The 23,004-nt window shown below is 67.4% G+C and carries 22 protein-coding genes; 8 read left to right on the top strand and 14 right to left on the bottom strand.

All coding sequences use genetic code 11. From position 1 onward, the window contains the following. Positions 1 to 3: 3 nt before the first annotated feature. Complete coding sequence (locus RCP80_RS12995) at positions 4 to 870, bottom strand: ABC transporter substrate-binding protein (protein ID WP_373693531.1); 867 nt, start codon at positions 868 to 870, stop codon at positions 4 to 6. 279 nt (positions 871 to 1,149) lie between these two features. Between RCP80_RS12995 and RCP80_RS13000 the strand changes: the two genes are divergently transcribed. The 6 genes from RCP80_RS13000 to RCP80_RS13025 all read left to right on the top strand — a co-directional run bounded on the left by RCP80_RS13000 (position 1,150) and on the right by RCP80_RS13025 (position 8,345). Beyond that, a complete protein-coding gene (locus tag RCP80_RS13000; RefSeq protein ID WP_308478054.1) occupies positions 1,150 to 1,746 on the top strand; it encodes an HdeD family acid-resistance protein in 597 nt (198 codons plus the stop codon). A 95-nt stretch (positions 1,747 to 1,841) separates the two neighbouring features. Continuing rightward, entirely contained in the window at positions 1,842 to 3,338 is a 1,497-nt protein-coding gene (locus RCP80_RS13005; RefSeq protein ID WP_308478055.1) for a cytochrome ubiquinol oxidase subunit I, read from the top strand. Between the two features lie 13 nt (positions 3,339 to 3,351). After that, the gene (cydB, locus tag RCP80_RS13010) at positions 3,352 to 4,410 is read left to right on the top strand and encodes a cytochrome d ubiquinol oxidase subunit II (protein WP_308478056.1); all 1,059 of its coding nucleotides are present in this window, start codon (positions 3,352 to 3,354) and stop codon (positions 4,408 to 4,410) included. 89 nt (positions 4,411 to 4,499) lie between these two features. Next, positions 4,500 to 6,074 carry a thiol reductant ABC exporter subunit CydD gene (cydD, locus tag RCP80_RS13015; protein ID WP_373693532.1) on the top strand — a complete coding sequence of 525 codons (1,575 nt, stop codon included), beginning with the start codon at positions 4,500 to 4,502 and terminating at the stop codon, positions 6,072 to 6,074. Continuing rightward, positions 6,061 to 7,782, top strand: coding sequence for a thiol reductant ABC exporter subunit CydC (gene cydC / locus RCP80_RS13020; RefSeq protein ID WP_308478058.1), 1,722 nt, complete (start codon positions 6,061 to 6,063; stop codon positions 7,780 to 7,782). The genes cydD and cydC overlap by 14 nt, the downstream gene beginning before the upstream one ends. Then, a complete protein-coding gene (locus RCP80_RS13025) occupies positions 7,779 to 8,345 on the top strand; it encodes a DUF4190 domain-containing protein (RefSeq protein WP_308478059.1) in 567 nt (188 codons plus the stop codon). Before cydC ends, RCP80_RS13025 begins: the two co-directional genes overlap by 4 nt. A gap of 6 nt (positions 8,346 to 8,351) precedes the next feature. Here the strand turns inward: RCP80_RS13025 and RCP80_RS13030 are convergent, their stop codons facing one another. The 10 genes from RCP80_RS13030 to RCP80_RS13075 all read right to left on the bottom strand — a co-directional run bounded on the left by RCP80_RS13030 (position 8,352) and on the right by RCP80_RS13075 (position 18,993). After that, positions 8,352 to 9,239, bottom strand: coding sequence for an acyl-CoA thioesterase II (locus tag RCP80_RS13030; RefSeq protein WP_308478060.1), 888 nt, complete (start codon positions 9,237 to 9,239; stop codon positions 8,352 to 8,354). Positions 9,240 to 9,284: 45 nt separating this feature from the next. Beyond that, positions 9,285 to 10,703, bottom strand: a complete 1,419-nt coding sequence (gene pyk / locus RCP80_RS13035) for a pyruvate kinase (protein ID WP_308478061.1) — start codon at positions 10,701 to 10,703, stop codon at positions 9,285 to 9,287. A gap of 129 nt (positions 10,704 to 10,832) precedes the next feature. Beyond that, complete coding sequence (locus tag RCP80_RS13040) at positions 10,833 to 11,246, bottom strand: DUF2752 domain-containing protein (protein ID WP_308478062.1); 414 nt, start codon at positions 11,244 to 11,246, stop codon at positions 10,833 to 10,835. Further along, positions 11,236 to 11,643: a TM2 domain-containing protein gene (locus RCP80_RS13045; protein WP_308478063.1), complete on the bottom strand. Its 408-nt coding sequence runs from the start codon at positions 11,641 to 11,643 to the stop codon at positions 11,236 to 11,238. The genes RCP80_RS13040 and RCP80_RS13045 overlap by 11 nt, the downstream gene beginning before the upstream one ends. Positions 11,644 to 11,675: 32 nt before the next feature. After that, positions 11,676 to 13,760 carry a prolipoprotein diacylglyceryl transferase gene (locus RCP80_RS13050; RefSeq protein WP_308478064.1) on the bottom strand — a complete coding sequence of 695 codons (2,085 nt, stop codon included), beginning with the start codon at positions 13,758 to 13,760 and terminating at the stop codon, positions 11,676 to 11,678. Further along, complete coding sequence (trpA, locus tag RCP80_RS13055) at positions 13,757 to 14,563, bottom strand: tryptophan synthase subunit alpha (RefSeq protein ID WP_308478065.1); 807 nt, start codon at positions 14,561 to 14,563, stop codon at positions 13,757 to 13,759. The genes RCP80_RS13050 and trpA overlap by 4 nt, the downstream gene beginning before the upstream one ends. Next, positions 14,560 to 15,828 carry a tryptophan synthase subunit beta gene (trpB, locus tag RCP80_RS13060; RefSeq protein ID WP_308478066.1) on the bottom strand — a complete coding sequence of 423 codons (1,269 nt, stop codon included), beginning with the start codon at positions 15,826 to 15,828 and terminating at the stop codon, positions 14,560 to 14,562. Before trpB ends, trpA begins: the two co-directional genes overlap by 4 nt. Positions 15,829 to 15,864: 36 nt before the next feature. Then, the gene (gene trpC, locus RCP80_RS13065) at positions 15,865 to 16,683 is read right to left on the bottom strand and encodes an indole-3-glycerol phosphate synthase TrpC (RefSeq protein WP_308478067.1); all 819 of its coding nucleotides are present in this window, start codon (positions 16,681 to 16,683) and stop codon (positions 15,865 to 15,867) included. 101 nt (positions 16,684 to 16,784) lie between these two features. Beyond that, a complete protein-coding gene (locus RCP80_RS13070) occupies positions 16,785 to 17,453 on the bottom strand; it encodes a TIGR02234 family membrane protein (RefSeq protein WP_308478068.1) in 669 nt (222 codons plus the stop codon). After that, entirely contained in the window at positions 17,446 to 18,993 is a 1,548-nt protein-coding gene (locus RCP80_RS13075) for an anthranilate synthase component I (protein WP_308478069.1), read from the bottom strand. Before RCP80_RS13075 ends, RCP80_RS13070 begins: the two co-directional genes overlap by 8 nt. A gap of 42 nt (positions 18,994 to 19,035) precedes the next feature. Here RCP80_RS13075 and RCP80_RS13080 point away from each other — a divergent pair, with 42 nt between their 5' ends. Continuing rightward, positions 19,036 to 19,500 carry a peroxiredoxin gene (locus RCP80_RS13080; protein ID WP_308478070.1) on the top strand — a complete coding sequence of 155 codons (465 nt, stop codon included), beginning with the start codon at positions 19,036 to 19,038 and terminating at the stop codon, positions 19,498 to 19,500. A gap of 10 nt (positions 19,501 to 19,510) precedes the next feature. Continuing rightward, the gene (locus RCP80_RS13085) at positions 19,511 to 21,043 is read left to right on the top strand and encodes a class I adenylate-forming enzyme family protein (RefSeq protein ID WP_308478071.1); all 1,533 of its coding nucleotides are present in this window, start codon (positions 19,511 to 19,513) and stop codon (positions 21,041 to 21,043) included. Here RCP80_RS13085 and hisI read toward each other — a convergent pair. The 3 genes from hisI to RCP80_RS13100 are packed head-to-tail and all read right to left on the bottom strand — an operon-like array spanning position 21,040 to position 23,002. Continuing rightward, positions 21,040 to 21,387, bottom strand: coding sequence for a phosphoribosyl-AMP cyclohydrolase (gene hisI, locus RCP80_RS13090; RefSeq protein WP_308478072.1), 348 nt, complete (start codon positions 21,385 to 21,387; stop codon positions 21,040 to 21,042). The genes RCP80_RS13085 and hisI overlap by 4 nt on opposite strands. Further along, complete coding sequence (gene hisF, locus RCP80_RS13095; protein WP_308478073.1) at positions 21,384 to 22,178, bottom strand: imidazole glycerol phosphate synthase subunit HisF; 795 nt, start codon at positions 22,176 to 22,178, stop codon at positions 21,384 to 21,386. The genes hisI and hisF overlap by 4 nt, the downstream gene beginning before the upstream one ends. Beyond that, complete coding sequence (locus RCP80_RS13100) at positions 22,175 to 23,002, bottom strand: inositol monophosphatase family protein (RefSeq protein ID WP_373693340.1); 828 nt, start codon at positions 23,000 to 23,002, stop codon at positions 22,175 to 22,177. The genes hisF and RCP80_RS13100 overlap by 4 nt, the downstream gene beginning before the upstream one ends. Positions 23,003 to 23,004: the final 2 nt, after the last annotated feature.

Raw genomic sequence — 23,004 nt, forward strand, 5'->3', positions numbered from 1 at the left:
CGTTCAGTTGACCGCGCCGTTGATCACAGGCTTGTCGATCATCCCCTGTTCCACACCCCAATTGGTCGCGATCGTCTCATAGTCACCGGTCTCGATCAGATGCTCGAGGGCCTTTTGCAGCGCCGCGGCCAACGCGGAACCCTTGGCGACGGGCCAGCCGTAGGGTGCGGAATCGAACACCTCACCGATCTGTTCGAGCTTGCCGTTGCTCTGCTTGATCGCATAGAGCACCACCGGGGAGTCCGCCGACACCGCATCGGCCTGCCCGAGGACGACGGCGTTGGTCGCGGCGTCCTGACCGTCGAAGGCCATGATCTCGATCGCGGGTTTGCCCGCGTCGGTGCACGCCTTGCTCTTGGCCGGTAGTTCGGTGGTGTCCTGATGGGTGGTCGCCTGCACCGCGACCTTCTTGCCGCAGGCATCGGTGGGATCGATGCCAGCACCCGGCCGCTGCGCCCACAACGTGCCCGCGGAGAAGTACGTCACGAAGTCCACCGAGGCTTCCCGCTCCTTGGTATCGGTGAACGACGACATGCCCACGTTGTAGGTGCCGCCCTGGATGGCCGGGATGATCTTTCCGAAGTCGGATTCCCGGTACTCCGGGGTCAGTCCCAGGGTCTCGGCGATCGCGTTCATCAGGTCGACGTCGAAGCCGACGATCTTGCCGCTGGGGTCCTTGAACTCGTTGGGCGGGTAGGGAATGTTCACGCCGATGACGAGCTTGCCGGAAGCCTTGATGTCCTCGGGGACCGTCGCCGCGATCTCTTCCACCACGCTCGCGGCCACCGGCGAGGACTCCGGGGACTCGCCGGCGGAGTCAGTGCTGCTCGAGCACCCCGAGAGCGCGAGCGCGCCCGAGGCCACCAGAATCGTTGTCCAACGCCACCATCGCGCACCGCTCCGACGTCCTTGTAGTGCTGATTTCACGGTTTCCACCTTCTCGTACTCGTCCACTCGGAGTGCGTCCGCGCTACCTCGTCGAGGCGACGTCAATGACCGTAAACCCCAGGCTGCACTGCCGCTCACCGAACATTAACGATCGCATCGGCCGTCCACGGTCACATTGCACGTTCTCATGGCGTGCGGTAGCGGACCCGCGCCGCACCCTAAACGTGACCCACGGGCCCGGGAATGTGTCAGACTTCGGCAATGGTGACGCCAGCCGACCAGGGTCCAGCAGCGACCACTCAATCCACCACCGTTCCAAGCCTGTTGCCGCACCTGTGGCGGACCACCCTGCTCTCGGGTCTCGCCGCGATCATTCTGGGTGTGCTGATGTTGGCCTGGCCGGGCACCACGATTTTGGTGGCCGCCATCATCTTCGGCGTCTACCTGCTGGTCAGCGGAATCACGCAGGTCGTCTTCGCCTTCACGTTGCATGTCTCGGCCGGCGGCCGGGTGCTGCTGTTCATCAGTGGCGCTGCGGCACTGGTACTGGCCGTGTTGTGTTTCCGCAGCCTGCAGGAGTCGATCCTGTTGTTGGCGATCTGGATTGGCATCGGGTTCATCTTCCGCGGGGTGGCGACGGCGGTGTCGGCGATCAGTGATCCGACCCTGCCCGGGCGCGGCTGGGAGATTTTCTTCGGTGTCGTGAGCCTGCTCGCCGGTCTGGTCATGTTGGCCACGCCGTTCGGTTCCCTGGGTGTATTGGCGCTGGTGGTCGGCATCTGGCTGATCGTGCTCGGTGTCTTCGAGGTCATCACGGCATTCGGCATCCGGAAGGCCGTCAAAACCCTGACCTTGTAGCCGTCGGCGCTCTGCGGGGAGAATCACACCCGGCCTCGCCGAATTTTTACTACTCTCCGTAGTAGCTACAGGCTTGCAGCCCGGGAGATGTACGCATGGATGCTTTGGACGTATCACGGTGGCAGTTCGGGATCACCACGGTCTACCACTTCATATTTGTTCCCCTGACCATCGGTCTGGCACCGTTGATCGCGGTGATGCAGACGATCTGGCACGTCACCGGGCGTCCCGAGTGGTACCGCCTCACGCGGTTCTTCGGGAAGTTGTTCCTCATCAACTTCGCCATCGGGGTGGCCACCGGCATCGTCCAGGAATTCCAGTTCGGGATGAACTGGAGCGAGTACTCCCGGTTCGTCGGCGACGTATTCGGCGCCCCCCTCGCGATGGAAGGGCTGGCCGCCTTCTTCTTCGAATCAACCTTCATCGGACTGTGGATCTTCGGGTGGTCGCGACTGCCCCGCATCGTGCACTTGGCGTGTATCTGGATCGTGGCGATCGCGGTCAACATGTCGGCCTTCTTCATCATCAGCGCCAACTCGTTCATGCAGCACCCCGTTGGGGCAACCTTTAATCCGGAGACCGGACGCGCCGAGTTGCACAGCATTCTCGAGTTGTTCACCAACAACACCGCGATCTGGGCATTCCTGCACGCGGTGGCGGGGTCGTTCCTGACCGCCGGCACGTTTGTCGCCGCCGTGTGCGCATGGTGGATGGTGCGGAGCCGAAAATCGGTGCCGGCCAATCACACCGACGTTGAAGACGACGCCAAGCGGGTGGCCTCCGATGGCGGCACGCTGTTCCGCCCAGCGGCGATCCTTGGCTCCTGGGTGACCCTCGTGGCGGCCGTCGCCCTGATCTTCACCGGCGACATCCAGGGCAAGCTGATGTTCGAGCAGCAGCCCATGAAGATGGCCTCTGCAGAATCGTTGTGCCACACCGAAACCGATCCGATGTTCTCGATCCTCACGGTCGGCACCCACAACAACTGCGACAGCATCGTCCGAGTGCTCGAGGTGCCCTGGGTGCTGCCGCTGCTGGCAGAGGGCCAGCTTTCGGGGGTGACGCTGGAGGGCATCGAGAACCTGCAGGTCGAGGCCGAAGAGGCGTTCGGTCCCGGCAACTACCGGCCGAACCTGTTCGTCACCTACTGGTCGTTCCGGGCGATGATCGGACTGCTGCTGGTGCCGGTGGTCTTCGCGCTCGCCGTCCTGTGGTTGACGCGGCGCAAGGCCGTCCCGGACCACCACTGGTTGTCCTGGTTCGCCCTGATCACCCTCCCGACCCCGTTCCTGGCCAACAGCGCCGGTTGGATTTTCACCGAGATGGGCCGACAACCGTGGGTCGTGGTGCCCAACCGGGACGGCGACCAGCTGATCCGGCTCACCGTGCAGGACGGCGTGTCCAACCATTCGGCGGGCATGGTGTGGGTTTCGCTGACCACGCTGACGCTGACCTATGCGGTGCTGGCGGTCATCTGGTTCTACCTGCTGCGACGTTATGTGGTCGTCGGGCCCCAGGAACACGACTCGGAACCCGCGCCGCCCACGCCACCCGGTGACGACGACGTGGCTCCACTATCCTTCGCGTACTAAGGATTTGATCGAGATGGGATTACCGGAACTCTGGTTCATTCTGGTCGCGGTGCTCTTCTTGGGATTTTTCATGCTGGAGGGCTTCGACTTCGGCGCCGGCATGCTGATGGCACCGCTGGGGCGGATGGCGGGCCGGGCCGGTGGCCCGGAAGCCGCCGACAACCATCGCCGGGCGGTCCTCAACACCATCGGACCGGTCTGGGACGGCAACGAGGTATGGCTGATCACCGCCGGCGGCGCCATGTTCGCCGCCTTCCCGGGCTGGTACGCGACAGTGTTCTCCGGGCTCTTTCTGCCGCTGCTGGCGATCCTGTTCGGGATGATTCTGCGCGTCGTCGCCATCGAATGGCGCGGCAAGATCGATGACCCGAAATGGCGGCACCGGGCCGACCTCGGGATCGCGATCGGATCCTGGTTGCCCGCGATCCTGTGGGGTGCGGCGTTCGCGATCCTGCTCCGCGGGTTGCCCGTGGGCGCCGATCAGCAGGTGAGCAACCTGGCGTTCACCGACGTGATCAACCCGTACACGTTGCTCGGCGGGCTCACCACCTGCGGCATCTTCTTGCTGCACGGCGTGGCGTTCCTGGCTCTCAAGACTGCCGGCGAGGTCCGCGACAACACGCTGAAGGTCGGCCGCTGGTTGGCGCTGCCAGTGCTGGCACTGGCCGGGACGTTCGGGCTGTGGACCCAGATTGACCATGGCAAGACCGGCTCCTGGGTGGCCTTCGGGATTGCGGTACTGGCGTTGCTCGGCGCCGTCATGCTGCTGCGCGCCGGGACCCGGGACGGCTGGGCATTCGTGCTGACCACCGTCACCGTCCTCGCCGTGGTCACGATGCTCTTCGTGAACCTCTACCCCAATGTGCTGCCGTCCACGCTGAACCCGGACTGGAACCTCACCATCTACAACACCGCCTCCAACCCGTACACGCTCAAGGTGATGACCTGGGCCGCCGCCATTTTCACCCCGCTGGTGATCGGCTACCAGTCCTGGACGTACTGGGTGTTTCGGCAACGCATCTCGGCCGACCGTATCCCGGCCTCCATCGGCCTGGCGGGGCGTCGACGCTGAGTCCCGGGAGAACCACCCAGTCCGGCCGGGCGCAGTTGTCCCGCCTGGTCACCGCGTCTGCCTCGGTGCGGCGATTCCTCGTCGGCACTGTGGGATGCGGTGTGGTCACCGCGGTGTGCGCGATCAGCTCCGCGATCGTGCTGGCTCATCTGGTGGCCGCGCTGATCACCGACCCGGACAGCCGAAGCCTTGCGCAACAAGCCATCCCGCTGATGCTGCTCGCGCTGATCTGGACGGTGCGCACGGTGGCGCAGTGGGCGCAGGCGCGGATCAGCCAGCACGAAGCCAGCGCGGTCATCGCCGACCTCAGCGGGCAGGTGCTGCGGGCGGTCACGGCCGGCAGCCCGCGCGCGCTGGCCGCACACCGCGATGATGCGGCCGCGGTGGTGCTACGTGGACTCGACGGCCTGCGGCCCTACTTCACGTCGTATCTGCCCGCGCTGCTGCTCGCCGCGGTCCTTACCCCCGCGGCGCTGATCGCGATGGCCACCTTCGATCTGCAGGCCGCGGCGATCGTGCTGGTGGCCCTGCCGCTGGTCCCGCTGTTCATGGTGCTGATCGGACTGGTCACCGCCGACCGTTCGGCGGCCGCCCTGGCGGCGATGACCTCACTGCAATCGCGGCTGCTGGACCTGATCGCCGGGATCCCGACCCTGCGCGCCCTGGGGCGGGCCGACGGCCCAGGCGCGCGCATCGCCGAACTCAATGCGGCCCACCGCCGTTCGGCGATGGCGACGCTGCGGATCACCTTCATGTCGAGCCTGGTGCTGGAATTGCTGGCGACGCTCGGGGTGGCGCTGGTAGCGGTCAGCGTCGGCCTGCGCCTGGTCTACGGCGATGTTGGTCTGGCCGCGGCTTTGACCGTGCTGCTGCTGGCTCCCGACGTGTTCTGGCCGCTACGCCGCGTCGGCGTGGCCTATCACGCCGCTGATGATGGAAAGACCGCCGCGGCAAAGGCCTTCGAACTCATCGAGATGGGCGTCGGACCGTCCGGCGGGTCCCGGACCGTAACCGCTGCCGGCGCACCGATTCGCATCGAGGCCGTGACCGTCAGCGGTCGGGACGGTCCCCGGCCCGCCGATCTCTGGGCGATCGTCGAACCCGGCGCGATCACCGTCCTCACCGGACCCAACGGCGCAGGCAAATCGACGACGTTGCAGGTGATCGCGGGCCTGACCGCGCCGAGCGCCGGTCGGGTCACGATCGGCGGGGTCGAAATCGGGGATCTCGACCGCCGGTTGTGGTGGCGCCAACTGTCCTGGTTGCCGCAGCGCCCGGTGCTGGTCCCGGGCACCGTAGCCGAGAACCTGGCGTTGTTCGGACCGCTGAACGACCCGGATGCCGCCTGCGCGGCATCCGGTTTCGACGCCGTCCTGCGCGAGCTCCCCGACGGCATCGCGACACCGATCGGCCGCGGGGGTGTCGGACTGTCGCTGGGTCAGCGTCAACGGCTCGGACTGGCGCGTGCGCTGGGGTCGAGTGCGCCGGTACTGCTGCTCGACGAGCCCACCGCCCATCTCGACGCCGGAACCGAGGCGCGGGTGCTCGGCGCACTGCGGGCCCGGGGGCGCGACGGCGACACGGTGGTGATCGTGGGACACCGCCCGCCGGTGTTGGCCATCGCGGACCGCATTGTGGAGGTCGGTGCTCATGTGGCGGCATGACCCACTGCTACGCGCGCTGATACTGCTGCGTCCGCGACTGCCGCGACTGGGGCTCGCGGTGCTCTGTGGCGTGCTGTCCTTGGGTAGTGCCCTGGCCCTGGCCGCGGTTTCGGCGTGGCTGATCACGCGCGCCTGGCAGATGCCGCCCATCCTGGATCTGTCGGTGGCCGTCGTGGCGGTACGGGCGTTCGGCATCTCCCGCGGCGTCTTGCATTACTGCGAACGGCTGGCCTCCCACGACAGCGCGCTGCGGGCCGCCGGGTCGGCACGGGAACAAATCTACCACCAACTCGCGCACGGACGCCCAGAAGTTACCGCACGGCTGCACGAGGGTGAGCTGATCGGCCGAGTCGGCCATGATGTCGACGAACTGTCCGATGCCCTGGTGCGCGCCGTGTTGCCGATTGCCGTGGCCACCGTGCTCTCGGTGGCGGCCATCGGTGTCATCGCCGTGATCTCGGTGCCGGCCGCCGTCGTGCTGGCCGGCTGCCTGCTGGTCGCCGGGGTGCTGGCGCCGTGGCTCTCGGCTCGCGGCGCCGCCGCCCAGGAGGAACTGGCCCGCGGTCATCACGCGGAGCGCGACATCGCCGCCATGACCGCCCTGGAACACGGCCCGGAGCTGCAGGTCAGCGGGCGCCTTCCGGGCGTAATCGCCGATTCCGAACGCCACCAACGCGATTGGGGCGCCGCGCTGGATCGTGCGGCCCGCCCGTCGGCGTTCGGTGCGGCAATGCCCACGGCGGCTATCGGCGTCAGCGTCCTGGGCGCCGTCGTCGTCGGGATCGGGATAGCCTCCGCGGTCGCTCCCACCACGCTGGCCATCCTGATGCTGCTGCCGCTGTCGTCGTTCGAAGCCACGACCGCGTTGCCGGCGGCCGCGGTGCAGCTGACCCGGTCGCGGATCGCGGCCCGAGGCCTGTTCCAGCTCGTTGGCGGCGACGTCGAATCCACCTCCGTACCAACGACGTCGCCCGCCTCCCTCGATCTCACGCTGCGCGCAACTGCGGTTACCGGGCATCCGGGGACGGCGCGGCCGGTACCAGTGGACGTCACGCTGCCCCCGGGTGCACGCCTGGCGATCACCGGACCGAGCGGCTGTGGCAAGACCACCGCGCTGATGACGCTGGCCGGCTTGATGCCCGCCCTCGACGGGACGGTCACCCTCGGCGGTTATCCGCTGGCGTGTCTCGCCGAGGACGAACTGCGGAGCAAGATAACGTTTTTCGCCGAGGACGCGCACCTGTTCGCCACGACAGTGCGCGACAACCTGCTGGTGGTGCGGGGCGACTGCACCGACGCTGAGATCGAAGCCGCCTTGGCCCGAGTCGGATTGGGCGGGTGGCGCGCAGGGCTGCCCGACGGCCTCGCTACCGTCCTGGTCGGTGGCGCCGCAGCGGTGTCAGCGGGTCAGCGTCGTCGCTTGCTGTTGGCCCGCGCGTTGTTGTCCACGTCCCCGATCCTGTTGCTGGACGAGCCCACCGAACACCTCGACGCGGCGGATTCCGATGCGCTGCTGCGCGACTTGCTGACACCCGAGGGCGGACTGTTCGGCCCGGACCGGACCGTGGTGCTCGCGACCCACCACCTGCCTGCCGAGTTGGCCCGACGCGTCGATGGTCTGCATCTGCAAATGGACTGCGGCAGGTCCGCGGCAGGTATCGTGGCGAGCGGTCGTTCAATTCCTCTTGACCAGGAGCGCAATTCATGACCTTGCCACCGCCCCCGGAGTCCACCGGGGGATCCGATGAACCGACCGGCACCACCGGTTCCGGCGCCCCACCGCCGTACCCCCCGCCGGTCGGTCCCGGAGGTTATGGCGGTGGCTACCCACCGCCACCGCCGCAGCCGTACTCGGGATATACCCCGCCCCCGCAACTGATGCGCAACGGCCTCGGGATCGCCGCGCTGGTGGTGGCGCTGCTGTCGTTGCCCGCGGCACTGACCATCGTCGGGGGCCTGATCCTCGGCATCACCGCGATCGTGCTCGGCGTCATGGGGCGCGGCCGGGTCTCCCGGGGCGAGGCCGACAACGGCGGCGTCGCCGTGGCCGGGATCGTGCTCGGCGGCCTCGGTGTGGCGTTGAGTCTGGTCATGATCCTCGTCGCGGTGGTCGCGGGCCGGTGGTTCATGGATTGGGGCGGCCGGGACTACTTCGACTGCATGCAGGAGGCCGGCAACGACCGGACCTCGCAGGAGCAGTGCGAGGACGAGTTCCGCGGCAAGCTCGAAGAGAAGTTCGGTATGACGGTCACGCCGTCGACATTGCCCTGATCGGCACTATTTGCGGCTCGGGAAGTGTTTGACGATGCCTTCCTGCACCACGGTGGCCAGGAGCAGGCCGCTGCGATCGAAGAAGTGCCCGGTGCCCAGCCCGCGGGACTCGGCAGCCACCGGTGACATCGTCGAGTAGAGCACCCATTCGTCGAACCGCACCGGCCGGTGGAACCACACCGAATGGTCGATGGTGACGGCGAAAATCCGGTCGTGTCCCCAGGACAGTCCGTGGGTGGTGATGATCGAGTCCAAAATGGTGGTGTCCGACGAGTAGACCAGGGCGGCTTGGTGCAGTACCGGATCGTCGGGCATCGGCCCCTCGGCGGTCATCCAGACCCGGTTGTGGTCCAGCGCAGCGCCCTTGTCGCGCATGATCCATGCCGGGTCGTTGGTGTAGCGCCACTCGATGGGCCTGGAAGCGTTGACGAACAGCGGGACGGTCTCCTCGTAACCCGCGAGCAGTTCGTCGATCTTGGGCAGATCCTCAGGTGCGGGCACTTCGGGCGCGGAGATGTTGTGCTCGAGCCCACGTCCGCCGGCGAGATAGGAGATCAGCGCCGTGCCCAGCAGCACACCGTTCTGGGTGACGTCGACGCGACGGTTGGCGAAGCGGCGCTCGTCGCGCAACCGCACCACCGTGAACTCCAGATCCTCGGCGGGGTCCCCGCCCGCGATGAAATGCATCGACAGCGCACTCGGCGGCAGGTTGGCCGGCACGGTCCGGCTCCCGGCCACGAAGGCCTGAGCTGTCATCTGGCCACCAAAGGTGCGAACCGGATTCTTGCTCGGGTGTGAACCGAAGAAGGTTTCCGGACCGTCACCGGCCTCGCCGCGTCGCAGGTCGAGGATCGCCAACAGCTCTTCGAAATCAGTTCCGGCTGATGGTCTCATCTGTGGATCGAGCCTCCTGTTGGCCTGCCGGTCTGATCACGGGTGCTAGTGGTCGTCCTCTCCGATGCGGTGGACATGAATCAGATTCGTCGAGCCTACTGTGCCCGGCGGAGCGCCTGCGACGATGATCACCAGATCGCCGCGCTTGTACCGACCGAGGTCCAGCAGCGACTTGTCGACCTCGCGGATCATGTCGTCGGTGGCTGCCATCTGGGGCACGATGAAGGTTTCGGTGCCCCAGGTCAGGGCCAACTGGCTACGGACCTCCGGCAGCGCCGTGAACGCCAGCAGCGGCAGCCGGGTGTGCAGCCGTGCCAGGCGCTTGACCGTGTCCCCGGATTGAGTGAAGGCCACCAGCGCCTTGGCCTCGAGGCGCTCACCGATGTCGCGGGCCGCGTACGAGATGACGCCACGCTTGGTCCGCGGCAGATGCGTCAGCGGCGGGGCGTCGATCGAATTCTCTTCGACTGCACTGATGATGCGGGCCATCGTGCGCACCGCCTCCAGCGGGTACTTGCCCACCGAGGTCTCCCCCGACAGCATCACCGCGTCGGCACCGTCGAGGACGGCGTTGGCCACGTCGGAGGCCTCGGCACGAGTCGGACGCGAATTCTCGATCATCGATTCGAGCATCTGGGTCGCGACGATGACCGGTTTGGCGTTCTCACGGGCCATCTGGATCGCCCGCTTCTGCACCAGCGGCACCTCCTCGAGCGGAAGCTCGACACCGAGGTCTCCGCGGGCCACCATCACCGCGTCGAAGGCCAGCACGACGGCCTCGAGATTGTCGATGGCTTCCGGCTTTTCGAGTTTGGCGATGACCGGGACGCGGCGACCCACCCGGTCCATGATCTCGTGCACGATTTCGACGTCGGCCGGCGACCGCACGAACGACAACGCCACGAGGTCAACACCGAGGTGCAACGCGAATTCCAGGTCTTCGATGTCTTTTTCGCTCAGTGCCGGCACCGACACGTTCATCCCGGGCAGCGACAGACCCTTGTTGTTGCTGACCGGCCCGCCCTCGGTCACGGTGCACACCACGTCGGAACCATCGATGTGCTCGACCACCAGTGCGACCTTGCCGTCGTCGACGAGGCAGCGGTCCCCCGGCTGGGCGTCGGCGGCGAGCTGTTTGTACGTGGTCGAGACCCGGTCGTGGGTGCCCTCGACATCCTGGGTGGTGATCCGCACCGTCTCGCCGGTGGCCCAGTAGGTCGGCCCGTCAGCGAACCTGCCGAGCCGGATCTTGGGGCCCTGGAGGTCGGCCAGGACGCCCACGGCGCGCCCGGTCGCGTCGGAGGCCTTGCGTACCCGCTCGTAGTTTTCTTTGTGGTCCACATAGTCACCGTGGCTGAAGTTCAGCCGGGCCACGTCCATGCCGGCCTCGACAAGCGCCCGGGTCTTGTCGTCGGTCGCGGTGGCGGGGCCCAAGGTGCAAACGATCTTGGCGCGTCTACTCACGTTGAGCCAGCTTAGTCGCAGTCAGACGGCATCTCGACCGATACAGATGGCGGCCGGTTTCGGGCAGGCACACGTAGCTGTTTGGTCATCTGCCCGACCGCCTACGGCAACCGTTGCCGGTGCGTCGGTTCAGCCGCTGAGAAGGGTCGGAACCAATGGAAACCCGGGCAGATTCCGCACCACGGTCCAGCCCACCGTGGCGCTCAACACCGTGGCCCCGGCCCACCACGTGACGAGCGGTCGCCCGACCCGGAGGCGCCATACCCCCCACAACAGCAGCAAAGGTATGCCGACCAACAGGAACACGTTGTCCGTGACCGCTGCGGCCATGTCACCATGCAAGACGCCGTGGGTCATCCGCAGGCCGCCGCACGCCGGGCAATCCCAACCGGTGATCATCTTGAAGGGGCACGGCGGGAACAAGGATCCGGGCCGGTGCGGGTCGACGAGACCCACATACGCGAGGCCACCGGCGACGGCGGCGCCGGTTCCCAGCGCCGCAATAACTCCGGCGCGTCCCGAGGTGGTGCCGTTAGGTCCCATCGCGCAGCGGACGACCCTGCGTATCGCGCACCTTGTCCGTGAGAATCATCACCGCGTCGATGAGACCCCAAATCACCGCGCCGATTCCGCAGGTCACGATTCCGACGATGAGTTGGGTGATGGCCAGACCGGTGTCACCGAGATAGAACCGTCCGATGCCGCAGATCCCGACCAGTCCCACGAGTTGCAGCAGGCCGGCGACCACCTTCGATTTATCGGAGAACGGCTCGCCGGTGACCGGGTGGCGGCCCCACGGCGCGCTCGGGTCGTAGTAGGCGCCCGGCGGCGGCGGGTACTGCCCCGGGCTGGGATACTGCGGCGGCACCGGCGGTGGGTACTCGTAGGAATGCTGCGGCGGGGTCGTATCGCCGTCTGCTGGGCCGGGCGAAGAAGTCATGCGTTCAGGATGCCAGACACAGCACACCCAAGTCAGCGACGACGCCGCCACCAGCGGCGCTTGGTGCCAGACTGCGACGGTGCAGGCTCGGCAACCGTCGCGTCCGCAGCGGCGGTGTCCTCGTCGGCCGCAACCGTTTCCGTGGTGGCTTCGATCGATTTCTGAGCAGTCTCGGTATCGAGCTCACCCACGGCCGGCGCATCCGAATCCTCGACGTCGGTGGCGGATTCGTCTGCAACAGACTCCTGGGCCGCCTCGGCGTCGACCTCACCGACGGCAGCGACATCCGCATCCTCCGACGACACAACCGACTCAACAGACTCCGCGACGGCACCCTCGGCCTCAGCGGCTGAATCAGGTTCGTCGGCGGCTACTTCCTCGGCAGATTCGGCAGATTCGGACTCGGCGCCCTCGACCTCGTCACCGGCAGGCTCGTCTGCAACAGACTCTTGCGCGGCCTCGGCGTCGACCTCACCGACGGCGGCGACATCCGCATCCTCCGACGACGCATCCGGCTCAACAGACTCCGCGACGACACCCTCGGCCTCAACGACTGAATCAGGTTCGTCGGCGGCTACTTCCTCGACATCCTCGGCCTCGTCATCGGCAGGCTCGTCTGCAACAGACTCTTGCGCGGCCACGGCGTCGACCTCACCCACGGCAGCGACATCCGCATCCTCGACAGCCTCAGCAGATTCAGACTCGACATCCTCGGCCTCGTCATCGGCAGGCTCGTCTGCAACCGACTCCTGGGCGGCCTCGGCGTCGACCTCACCGACGGCAGCGACATCCGCATCCTCCGACGACGCAACCGACTCCGCAGACTCCGCGACGGCACCCTCGGCCTCAGCGGCTGAATCAGGTTCGTCGGCGGCTACTTCCTCGACATCCTCGACATCCTCGGCAGATTCGGACTCGGTGTCCTCGGCCTCGTCATCGGCAGGCTCGTCTGCGACAGACTCCTGGGCGGCCTCGGCGTCGACCTCACCGACGGCGGCGACATCCGCATCCGCGACAGCCTCAGCAGATTCAGACTCGACATCCTCAGCCGCGTCATCGGCAGGCTCGTCTGCAACAGACTCTTCGGCAGCCTCGGTAACGAGCTCACCCACGTCCGCTGCGTCCGCATTCTCATCAGCGTCGTCCAAGGCATCCTCACGGCCGGCCACGGTTGCCGCGGCTACCACCCCCGTGGTCGCGGCCACGGCCGAGAGATCCTCGACGAACTCCTCGACCAGCGGCTCTCGTTCCCGACCGCGCAGCGTCTCGGGTTCCTCGCGGCCCTTGGTCGCCAGGATGAAGTAGACGATGGCACCGATGAAGACGAACGTGGCCGTAAACGAGTTGATGCGGATCCCCGCGATCTCGGTCGCATAGTCGTCGCGGAGCAGTTCGACGCAGAACCTGCCGACGCAGTAGCCGGCGACATAGAGCGCGAACAACCGGCCGTGGCCGATTCGGAACCGCCGATCGAGGTAGATCAGCGCGGCGAAGACCAGCAGGTTCCACAGCAGTTCATACAGAAAGGTCGGGTGCACCACAGCCGCGACCTGACCGGTGGATATGCCGTTGAGGGAGTGGACATCGACAATCCCGGACGGATCCCGCCGATAGAACACCTCCATGCCCCACGGCACGGTGGTCTCGCGACCATAAAGTTCTTGGTTGAAGTAGTTGCCCAACCGACCGATGGCCTGCGCCAACACGATTCCGGGTGCGACGGCATCACCGAACGCCGGCAACGGGATGCCGCGGCGCCGACACGCGAGCCAGGCTCCCAAGCCGCCGAACGCCACCGCCCCCCAGATACCGAGACCACCGTCCCAGATGCGCAGGGCGGCCATCGCACCCGCGCCGCCACTGCCGAAGTAGGTCTGCCAGTCGGTCATCACGTGATAGATCCGGCCGCCGATCAGGCCGAACGGCACCGCCCACAGGGCGATGTCGTAGATCACGCCTTGTTCGCCGCCGCGCGCCACCCAGCGCCTGTCACCGATGACAAGCGCGGCGATGATGCCGATGATGATGCACAGCGCGTAGGCCCGGATCGGGAACGGGCCCAGGAACCACACCCCCTGCGGAGGGCTCGGAAAAGAAGCCAGTGTGGTGGTGATCACCCAGAAACCCCAGTTACCTTCTGTCGTACACCCGCCACCAACTCGTCGGTGAGAGCGCGCATCGCGTTCAGATCCTGGCCCAGCGCGGACACCAGCGCCGAACCCACGATGACACCGTCTGCGTAGGAACCGATTTCGGCCGCCTGCTCGCGTGAGCGCACACCGAGTCCGATCCCGATCGGGATGTCGGAAATCGTCTTGATTCGCGCCACCAGTTCCGGAGCGGCATTGGACACCGCGTCGCGGACTCCGGTGACCCCCATCGTCGAGGCTGCGTAGACGAAACCGCGGCACGCTGCGACGGTCGTGGCGAGTCGTTCCGGCGTCGACGACGGCGCCACCAGGAAGATGCGATCCAGATCGTGGTCGTCCGAGGCGGCGAACCAGTCGTCGGCCTCATCCGGGATCAGGTCCGGGGTGATGACCCCGAATCCGCCCGCGGCCGCCAGGTCTCGGGCGAACGCGTCAACCCCGTAGCGCAACACCAGGTTCCAGTACGTCATCACCACGGCGCGGCCGCCGGCGTCGCTGATCGCCTCCACCGCGGTGATCGCGTCGCGCACCCGTACGCCGCCGCGCAGCGCAATCTCGGTGGCAGCGGCGATCGTCGGCCCGTCCATGCCCGGATCGGAATATGGGATACCGACTTCGACGATGTCGCAGCCGGATTCGATCAACGTGGTCATCGCCTCGATCGAGGTCGGCACATCCGGATAGCCCACCGGGAGGTAACCGATCAGCGCCGAGCGGTTCTCGCTACGGCAGGTGTTGAACAACGGTCCGAGCCGACTCGGTGTGCTCATGACTGCACCGCCGACTGGTCGAGCAAATCGAACCACTTTGCCGCAGTCTCGACGTCCTTGTCGCCACGGCCGGACAGGTTCACCAGCACAATCGAACCCGCACCCAACTCGGGACCGAGTTTGAGCGCACCCGCCACGGCGTGTGCGGACTCGATGGCCGGAATGATGCCCTCGGTCCGGCACAGCAGCCGGAAGGCGTCCATGGCCTCGGCGTCGGTGATCGGCAGGTACTCGGCGCGGCCGATGTCACGCAGATGCGCATGCTCGGGGCCCACCCCGGGATAGTCCAAACCTGCTGAGATGGAATGTGATTCGATGGTCTGGCCGTCCTCGTCCTGCAGCAGGTAGGAATACGAACCCTGGAACGCGCCCGGCGACCCGCCGGTGATCGTGGCCGCATGCCGGCCGGTCTCCACCCCGTCTCCGGCGGCTTCGTACCCGATCAGTCGGACGGCCGGATCGTCGATGAAGGCGTGGAAGATCCCGATGGCGTTGGAGCCGCCACCCACGCATGCGGTGACCGCGTCGGGCAGGCGGCCGGCCTGAGCCTGGATCTGACCGCGGGCCTCCAGTCCGATGATGCGTTGGAAGTCGCGAACCATGGCGGGAAATGGATGTGGTCCGGCCGCGGTGCCGAAGCAGTAGTAGGTGGTGTCGGCGTTGGTCACCCAATCCCGAAACGCCTCGTTGATCGCGTCTTTGAGCGTCTTCGAACCGGCTTCTACGGACACCACCTCGGCGCCCAGCAGTCGCATGCGGGCAACGTTGAGCGCCTGTCGGGCGGTGTCGACCGCACCCATATAGATGACGCATTCGAGATCCAGCAGCGCACAGGCGGTGGCCGTGGCGACGCCGTGCTGACCGGCACCGGTCTCGGCGATCACCCGCTTCTTGCCCATCTGGCGCGCCAGCAGTGCCTGGCCCAGCACGTTGTTGATCTTGTGCGAACCGGTGTGGTTGAGGTCCTCGCGCTTGAGGAACAACCGCGCGCCGCCCGCGTGCTCAGACAGCCGGGTGGCCTCGTACAGCGGCGAGGGCCGCCCGGTGTAGTGCGTCTGCAGCCGGTCGAGTTCATCGAGGAACTCCCGGTCGATGCGCACCTTGTCGTAGGCGGCGGTCACCTCTTCGATCACCGCCATGAGTGCCTCGGCGACGTAACGACCGCCGTAGACGCCGAAGTGGCCGCGTTGATCGGGTTCGTGCGCGGTGGGCTCGGACACTGCGGAGCTCATGCGCGGAAGGTTGGGAAGTGTGAAATCAGCCATGGCTCAAGCCCCTTCGCACACCGGGTGCATCGCGAACTAGCGGGCCGGCTTCGGACAGGACGGGTGGGTTCCGGCGGTCACCAGGTCGGCGACGGCGCTGCGCGGGTCGCCGCTGGTGACCAGGCCCTCGCCCACGAGGACGGCGTCGGCACCGGCACCGGCGTAGGCCAACAGGTCGGCGGTGTCACGCACCCCCGACTCGGCCACCTTGATGACATTGCTGGGCAGTCCCGGCGCAATCCGGGCAAAGCAGTCACGGTCCACGTTGAGGGTCTTGAGGTCGCGGGCGTTGACGCCGATGACGGTCGCGCCGGCCTGCAGCGCCCGGTCGGCCTCTTCCTCGGTGTGCACTTCCACCAGCGCGGTCATGCCCAGCGACTCGGTGCGCTCGAGCATCGACTCCAGCGCCGGTTGTTCGAGCGCGGCGACGATGAGCAGCAGCATGTCCGCACCATGGGCCCGAGCCTCATGAATCTGGTACGGCCGAACCACGAAGTCCTTGCGCAGGACCGGGATGGACACCGCGGCGCGTACCGAATCCAGATCGGCCAGCGATCCCTGGAAGCGGCGCTCCTCGGTGAGCACGCTGATGATCCGCGCGCCGCCACTCTCGTAGGCCCGAGCCAGGTCGGCCGGATCAGGAATGTTGGCCAACTCGCCGCGCGACGGGCTGGCGCGCTTCACCTCCGCGATCACCCCGATGCCGGGCGCACGCAGGGCGGCCAGCACATCCAGAGGCGGGGGCGCCGCGTTGGCCGCGGCCTTGATCTGCTCCAAGCTGACGACGGCCTCTCGAGCGGCTACATCAGCTCGAACCCCTTCGATGATGGAGTCGAGGACGGTCGGCGCACTCATGCCAGTCGTTCCTTCCTACACGTGACCAAACGCTCGTCAGAAACGGTTCCTACCGTTCCGTCGCGTTCCAAAAAGGGTAGCCGCTCGCCAGCCATTGAGTTTCACCGACCCTCCGGCGACGGGCCCGAATCCGGTTCGGTCGGGTCACGCCCCTCGTCCAGGGCGTCCCAGATCGTCCGTTCCGACATCGGCTCGGATGTTTGCCCTAGTGAAGCCCCCTCGGCAGCGGTCGCACTCTGCTCCCGCACCGCCGCACGCCGCGCCGCCGGTGTGGCATACCGCGGCGCCGTCGAGGCCGCCCGGGACGCCGCCCGCATCAGCAGCGCCGCCGCGGCCAGCGTCGCCACGGCCGCGGCCAGCGCCGTCCCCGCGCCCAGATACTCCCGCTCGCTACCGACCAAGGTGGTCAGCGACACCTCCGCGAGGTCGGCAGCCCGCGCCGACACATCCGGCACCACCCACTGGCTGATCGCCAGGTAGGCGATCGCGGCGCTGACCGCCGCCAGCAGCAGCGCCAGCGCGCGCAGCGCCCAACCCCGCACCGCGAGCGTCGCCACCACCGCCGCGGCCAGCAGCAGCGCAACCGGCAGCAATGCCGTCGACCACGTCGAACCGGACAGCGCGATGGTCTTCGGCGGCCCCAGGCCGTCGAAGCTCTCCAGCTGCACCCACGTCAACCGGCTCGCCACCCACAGGCACAGTGCGCCGAGGATCAGCAGCAGCTGCGCGATCCGCATCGGGGCCGGCCCGCGGCGTGCGTCGTTAGCCATGACTGCCCGGCACTGTCAGGGTCTCGGCCGCGGCGATTGCGCTGAGCACCGCCTTGGCCTTGTTTGCCGCCTCGTTGAATTCGTAGGGGCCGTTGGAGTCCGCGACCACCCCGCCGCCCGACTGGACGTAGGCGGTTCCGGCCCGCATCAGCGCGGTGCGGATGGCGATGGCGAAGTCGGCGTTCCCCGCGAAATCCAGATAGCCCACGACACCGCCGTAGAGGCCGCGACGGGTCAACTCGACCTCCTCGATGAGCTCCATCGCCCGCACCTTCGGCGCCCCGGACAGGGTGCCGGCCGGAAAGCATGCGGTCACGGCGTCGAGCGCGGTGTGGTCGTCGGCGAGCAAACCGGTGACGGTGGACACCAGGTGCATGACGTGGCTGTAGCGCTCGATGTGGCTGTAGTCCTCGACCCGCACGGTGCCGGGGACACACACCCGGCCCAGGTCGTTGCGGCCCAGATCGACGAGCATCAAGTGCTCGGCCCGCTCCTTCTCGTCGGCCAGCAGGTCCTTCTCCAGCAGCTGGTCCTCCTCCTCGGTGGCCCCGCGCCAGCGGGTCCCCGCGATGGGGTGGGTGGTCGCCCAGCCCTCCTGCACGGTGACCAATGCTTCCGGACTCGAGCCCACGATCGAAAAGGCCGTGCCGCCGGTCTCATCCGGGACGTGCATCAGATACATGTAGGGGCTCGGGTTCGACACTCGCAGCATCCGGTAGACGTCGATCGGGTCGACCGCGGTGTCCATTTCGAACCGTTGCGACGGCACCACTTGGAAGGCCTCACCGGCCTCGATGTCGCCGACGAGCTTGTCGACGATGGCGCTGTACTCCTGCACCGTGCGTTGGGACCGGTGCTCGGGCTGGGGGCGGCTGAACGCCGCGACCGCCGAGGACAGCGGCTGTCCGAGGGCCGCGGTCATCACGTCGAGACGCGCCAGGGCGTCGTCGTAGGCCTCATCCACGCGTTCGTCGGTGCCGTTCCAGTTGACGGCGTTGGCGATCAGCGTGATGGTGCCCTCGTGGTGGTCGACCGCGGCGATGTCGGTGGCCAACATCATCACCAGATCGGGCAGATGCAGGTCGTCGACGGCGATTTCGGGCAGTCGTTCCAGCCGCCGGACCAGGTCATAGGCGAAGTAGCCGACCATGCCACCCGAGAGCGGCGGCAGGCCCGGCATCGCCGCAGTGCGCAGCACATCCAGGGTGGCCTGCAGCACCTGCAGCGGGTCCCCGCCGCTGGGCGCGTCCCGTGGTGGGGACCCCAGCCACACCGCCTCGCCGTCGCGCACCGTCAACGCCGAGGGCGCCCCGGCACCGATGAACGACCATCGCGACCACGAGCGCCCGTTCTCGGCGGACTCCAGCAGAAAGGTTCCGGGCCGGTTCGCCGCGAGTTTCCGGTACGCCGACAGCGGCGTCTCGCTGTCGGCGAGCACCTTTCGAGTGACCGGAACAACGCGGTGTTCGGCCGCCAGCACGCGGAAATCGTCCCGGGTGGTGGTCAGTGCGATGTTGAGGTCGGCGGGCACGGACGCCATTGTCCCAGACGATCGCGGGTCCCCCGGCGTACCGTGGCCCACATGAAACGCGGTGATGTCGTCGACGACTTCGTACTCCCCGACCAGACCGGCACCGAGCGTCGGCTCAGCGAGTTGCTCACCGACGGCCCGGTGGTGTTGTTCTTCTACCCGGCGGCGATGACCCCGGGGTGCACCAAGGAGGCCTGCCACTTCCGGGATCTCGCGGCCGAATTCGCCGCGGTCGGGGCGCAGCGCGTCGGGATCAGTACCGACAGCGTGGACAAGCAGGCCCAGTTCGCCGGCAAGGAGAACTTCGACTATCCGCTGCTCTCGGACGCCGACGGCACCGTGGCAGCGGCCTTCGGCGTCAAGCGAGGGTTGCTCGGCAAACTCATGCCGGTCAAACGCACCACCTTCGTCATCGGCACCGATCGGCGCGTGCTCGAGGTGATCGCCAGCGAGTTCAGCATGGACACCCATGCCGACAAGGCCCTCGACGCGCTGCGGGCGGGATCGTCGGCCTGATCGGGGGCTGATGGTGATCACCAAAGCGGGCCGCACGCCGCGGATCATGCCGTTCGACATGGCGGGCGTGGCCCGTGGCGCCGACGGAGTGCTCCGCTACACCACACTGGCCCCCTCGCTGCTGGAGATGTTCCACGCGTCAGTGCGCCGCCACCCCGACCGCGAATGCATAGCCGTACTCGACGTTGAACGGCTGAGCTACCAGGAGACCTGGACTCGCGCCGCTCGGGTCGCCGGCGGCCTACGCGCCGGTGGAGTGCGGCCCGGGGATCGGGTGGCGATTCGCTATGGCAACGGTCTGCAGTGGTGCCTGAGTTTCTGGGGCGCCCTGATGAGCGGTGCGGTGGCGGTTCCGGTGAACACCCGCTTCGCCGAAACCGAAGTCGACTACGTCCTCGATGACTCCGGCGCGACGACGGTACTCGGCCCCGCCGGCCCCCTGCCCGACGGTGCGCCGTTTGTCGCCGCCGACGTCGGGCACGACACGCTGGCGGCGCTGATGTACACCAGCGGCACGACCGGATTCCCCAAGGGGGCCATGGTCACTCATGAGAACTTCCTGTCCAACTGCGAAACCGCCCGTCGAGTGCTGTCGCTTCCCGCGGACATGCCGATCCGCAATCTGATCGCCGTCCCGCTGTTCCATGCCACCGGGTGCAACAGCCAACTGCTGTCCACCCTGCAGCTCGGCGGGACCGCGGTGATCATGCCCGCCTATGAACCGCAGGCGTTTCTGCGTGCGGCCGTCGAGGAAAGCATCACGATCCTCACCGCGGCCCCTGCCCTGTTCTGGCTGGCAATGGCCCAGCCCAACTTCGCCGAATTCGATCTCGGCGGGGTCGGCTGGGTCACTTACGGCGGGGCACCAACCTCACCGGAGATGATCGCGCGGCTGCGGGCAGCGTTTCCCAACGCACTGCTGGCCAACGGATTCGGCCTGACCGAGACCTCGTCGATCGCGACCTGTCTGCCCGATGCGTACACCGAAACCCGCCCGGAGACCGTGGGATTCGCCGCTCCCCCGGTGGAGGTGGATCTGGCCGACGTCGACCCCGACACCGGAGTCGGCGAGCTGCTGATCCGCGGCCAGAACATCGTCGCCGGATACTGGAACAAGCCCGACAAAACCGCCGAATCCTTTGTCGACGGCTGGTTGCACACCGGTGACCTGGCCCGGATCGACGACGACGGGTTCGTCCAGGTCGTGGATCGGGTCAAGGACATGATCAACCGGGGTGGCGAGAACGTGTACTGCGTCGAAGTGGAGAACGTGCTGATCCAGCACCCGGCGGTGTTCGACGCCGCGGTAGTGGGTGTACCCGACGAGATGATGGGTGAGAAGGTCGGCGCGGTGGTGGTTCCTCGCCCCGGGAGCACTGTCGAGGCGAAGGATATCCACGATTTCGTGGCGGCTCGAATCGCCGACTACAAGGCCCCGCAGTATGTCGCCGTCCGCGACGAGCAGCTACCGCGCAACCCCGCGGGTAAGGTGCTGAAGTCCCTGCTGCGCAGCGAAACCCGTTGGGGCGAGCAGATTCGCTAACTCTCCTCCGGCAGCAGTACGTCGGCGTCGAAGCAGCTGTGGTCGCCGGTATGACAGGCCCCGCCGACCTGATCGACCACGAGCAGCACGGCATCCCCGTCGCAGTCCAGCCGCACCGAGTGCACGTGCTGGGTGTGCCCGGAAGTGGCGCCCTTGATCCACTGCTCGCCGCGTGAACGCGAATAGTAGGTGGCCTCACGGGTTTCCAGGGTGCGAGCCAGCGCGTCGTCGTCCATCCACGCCACCATCAGCACGTCGCCGCTGCTGCGTTCCTGAACCACAGCGGTGAACAGGCCCTCGGCATTGCGCTTCAGGCGGGCCGCGATCTTCTGGTCCAGTGTCATCGCACGCAGATCCCCGCTGCGGCCATGGCTTCCTTAACCTCGCGGATGGTCAGTTCCCGGAAGTGGAACACGCTGGCGGCCAGCACCGCATCGGCCCCGGCCGCCACCGCCGGTGCGAAATGCTCGACCGCACCCGCGCCGCCGCTGGCGATCACCGGCACCCCCACCGCGGCGCGCACCGCGCGCAGCATGGGGAGGTCGAAGCCGGCCTTGGTGCCGTCGGCGTCCATCGAGTTGAGCAGGATCTCCCCCACCCCCAGTTCGGCGCCGCGCGCGGCCCACTCGACCGCGTCGAGGCCGGTCCCCTGGCGCCCGCCATGGGTGGTGACCTCCCAGCCCGAACTGGTGGCGTGGCCACCGGCGGGCACGGTGCGCGCATCGACCGACAGCACGATGCACTGGGACCCGAACTGCCGGGCCATCTCCGCGACTAGTTCCGGACGTCCGATCGCCGCGGTGTTCACCGACACCTTGTCGGCGCCCGCGCGTAGCAACACGTCGACATCCTCCACCGAGCGCACTCCGCCCCCGACGGTCAACGGGATGAAGACCTGCTCGGCGGTGCGACGGACCACCTCGAGCATGGTGGCGCGCCCGGACGAGGATGCGGTGACGTCGAGGAACGTCAGTTCGTCGGCGCCCTCGGCGTCGTAGCGTGCCGCCAGTTCCACCGGATCGCCTGCGTCCCGGAGGTTCTCGAAGTTGACGCCCTTGACCACCCGGCCCGCGTCGACATCGAGGCACGGGATCACCCGCGTCGCCAGTCCCGACCGTGTCGTAACGGCACTCATCGGTAGTCCTTCCGACTTCCGGCCGCCCGCACGAGTGCGAGCATCTGTTCGTGCACGCCCGGAGCGCCCGCGAGCGCGGACCGTGAAGCAGGGGTCCACGGCTGGCCCTCGAGGTCGGTGACGATCCCGCCGGCGGCCCGAACGAGTGCCACACCGGCCGCGTGATCCCACACGTGGTGTCCGAAACTGATTGCCCCGCCCAGGATTCCGGCCGCGACGTAGGCCAGGTCGATCCCGGTGGCGCCGTGCATCCGCATCCGTGAGCACACCCGGCTCAGATTCTCCAGTACCGCGGACCGGTACCGGCCGGGGAAGTAGCCGCGGGAGTCGATGTTGAAGGTGCCGACTCCCACGATGGATTCCGCCAGGGCTGAGGGTTGCAGGGGCTCCAACTGTTCCCCGTTGCAGCGCACCGGGGTACCGACCAGGCTGGTGAACCGCTGCCCGACGAAGGGCAGCCACGTCAACCCCAGCACGGGCTCGCCCCGCCAGAGCAGCCCCAGCAGCATCGCGGCCATCGGTGACCCCGCCGCGTAGTTGAACGTGCCGTCGATGGGGTCGAGCACCCACACCAGCTCCGAATCCAGCGGCTCGCCCCCGAACTCCTCGCCGTGCACCCCGATTCCGGTCAGCCGCTGCAACTCGGCGACCACACGTCGTTCGATCGCCAGATCCACCTCGGTGGCGAAGTCGTCACCCTTCTTGGCCACCGCACTCTCGGCCCGGTGTCCGGCGATGAACTGCGCGGACGCGCCGTCGAGGACGTCGGCGGCGATGGACAACCACTCGGACAGCTTGGCCGGATCGAGTTCTGCGACAGGCATCA

The sequence above is a fragment of the Mycolicibacterium sp. MU0053 genome (assembly GCF_963378095.1).
Classification (GTDB): Bacteria; Actinomycetota; Actinomycetes; order Mycobacteriales; family Mycobacteriaceae; genus Mycobacterium; species Mycobacterium burgundiense.

Bases quoted from the DNA above. Each gene is read 5' to 3' on its own strand.
- RCP80_RS13100 (WP_373693340.1), bottom strand. From the start codon at position 23,002: ATGCCTGTCGCAGAACTCGATCCGGCCAAGCTGTCCGAGTGGTTGTCC.
- RCP80_RS13030 (WP_308478060.1), bottom strand. From the start codon at position 9,239: ATGAGACCATCAGCCGGAACTGATTTCGAAGAGCTGTTGGCGATCCTC.
- RCP80_RS13070 (WP_308478068.1), bottom strand. From the start codon at position 17,453: ATGGCTAACGACGCACGCCGCGGGCCGGCCCCGATGCGGATCGCGCAG.
- trpA (WP_308478065.1), bottom strand. From the start codon at position 14,563: ATGAGCACACCGAGTCGGCTCGGACCGTTGTTCAACACCTGCCGTAGC.
- RCP80_RS13080 (WP_308478070.1), top strand. From the start codon at position 19,036: ATGAAACGCGGTGATGTCGTCGACGACTTCGTACTCCCCGACCAGACC.
- hisI (WP_308478072.1), bottom strand. From the start codon at position 21,387: ATGACACTGGACCAGAAGATCGCGGCCCGCCTGAAGCGCAATGCCGAG.
- RCP80_RS13000 (WP_308478054.1), top strand. From the start codon at position 1,150: ATGGTGACGCCAGCCGACCAGGGTCCAGCAGCGACCACTCAATCCACC.
- RCP80_RS13005 (WP_308478055.1), top strand. From the start codon at position 1,842: ATGGATGCTTTGGACGTATCACGGTGGCAGTTCGGGATCACCACGGTC.
- RCP80_RS13085 (WP_308478071.1), top strand. From the start codon at position 19,511: ATGGTGATCACCAAAGCGGGCCGCACGCCGCGGATCATGCCGTTCGAC.
- RCP80_RS13025 (WP_308478059.1), top strand. From the start codon at position 7,779: ATGACCTTGCCACCGCCCCCGGAGTCCACCGGGGGATCCGATGAACCG.
- RCP80_RS13075 (WP_308478069.1), bottom strand. From the start codon at position 18,993: ATGGCGTCCGTGCCCGCCGACCTCAACATCGCACTGACCACCACCCGG.
- RCP80_RS13040 (WP_308478062.1), bottom strand. From the start codon at position 11,246: ATGGGACCTAACGGCACCACCTCGGGACGCGCCGGAGTTATTGCGGCG.
- hisF (WP_308478073.1), bottom strand. From the start codon at position 22,178: ATGAGTGCCGTTACGACACGGTCGGGACTGGCGACGCGGGTGATCCCG.
- trpB (WP_308478066.1), bottom strand. From the start codon at position 15,828: ATGGCTGATTTCACACTTCCCAACCTTCCGCGCATGAGCTCCGCAGTG.
- cydC (WP_308478058.1), top strand. From the start codon at position 6,061: ATGTGGCGGCATGACCCACTGCTACGCGCGCTGATACTGCTGCGTCCG.
- RCP80_RS13045 (WP_308478063.1), bottom strand. From the start codon at position 11,643: ATGACTTCTTCGCCCGGCCCAGCAGACGGCGATACGACCCCGCCGCAG.
- cydB (WP_308478056.1), top strand. From the start codon at position 3,352: ATGGGATTACCGGAACTCTGGTTCATTCTGGTCGCGGTGCTCTTCTTG.
- trpC (WP_308478067.1), bottom strand. From the start codon at position 16,683: ATGAGTGCGCCGACCGTCCTCGACTCCATCATCGAAGGGGTTCGAGCT.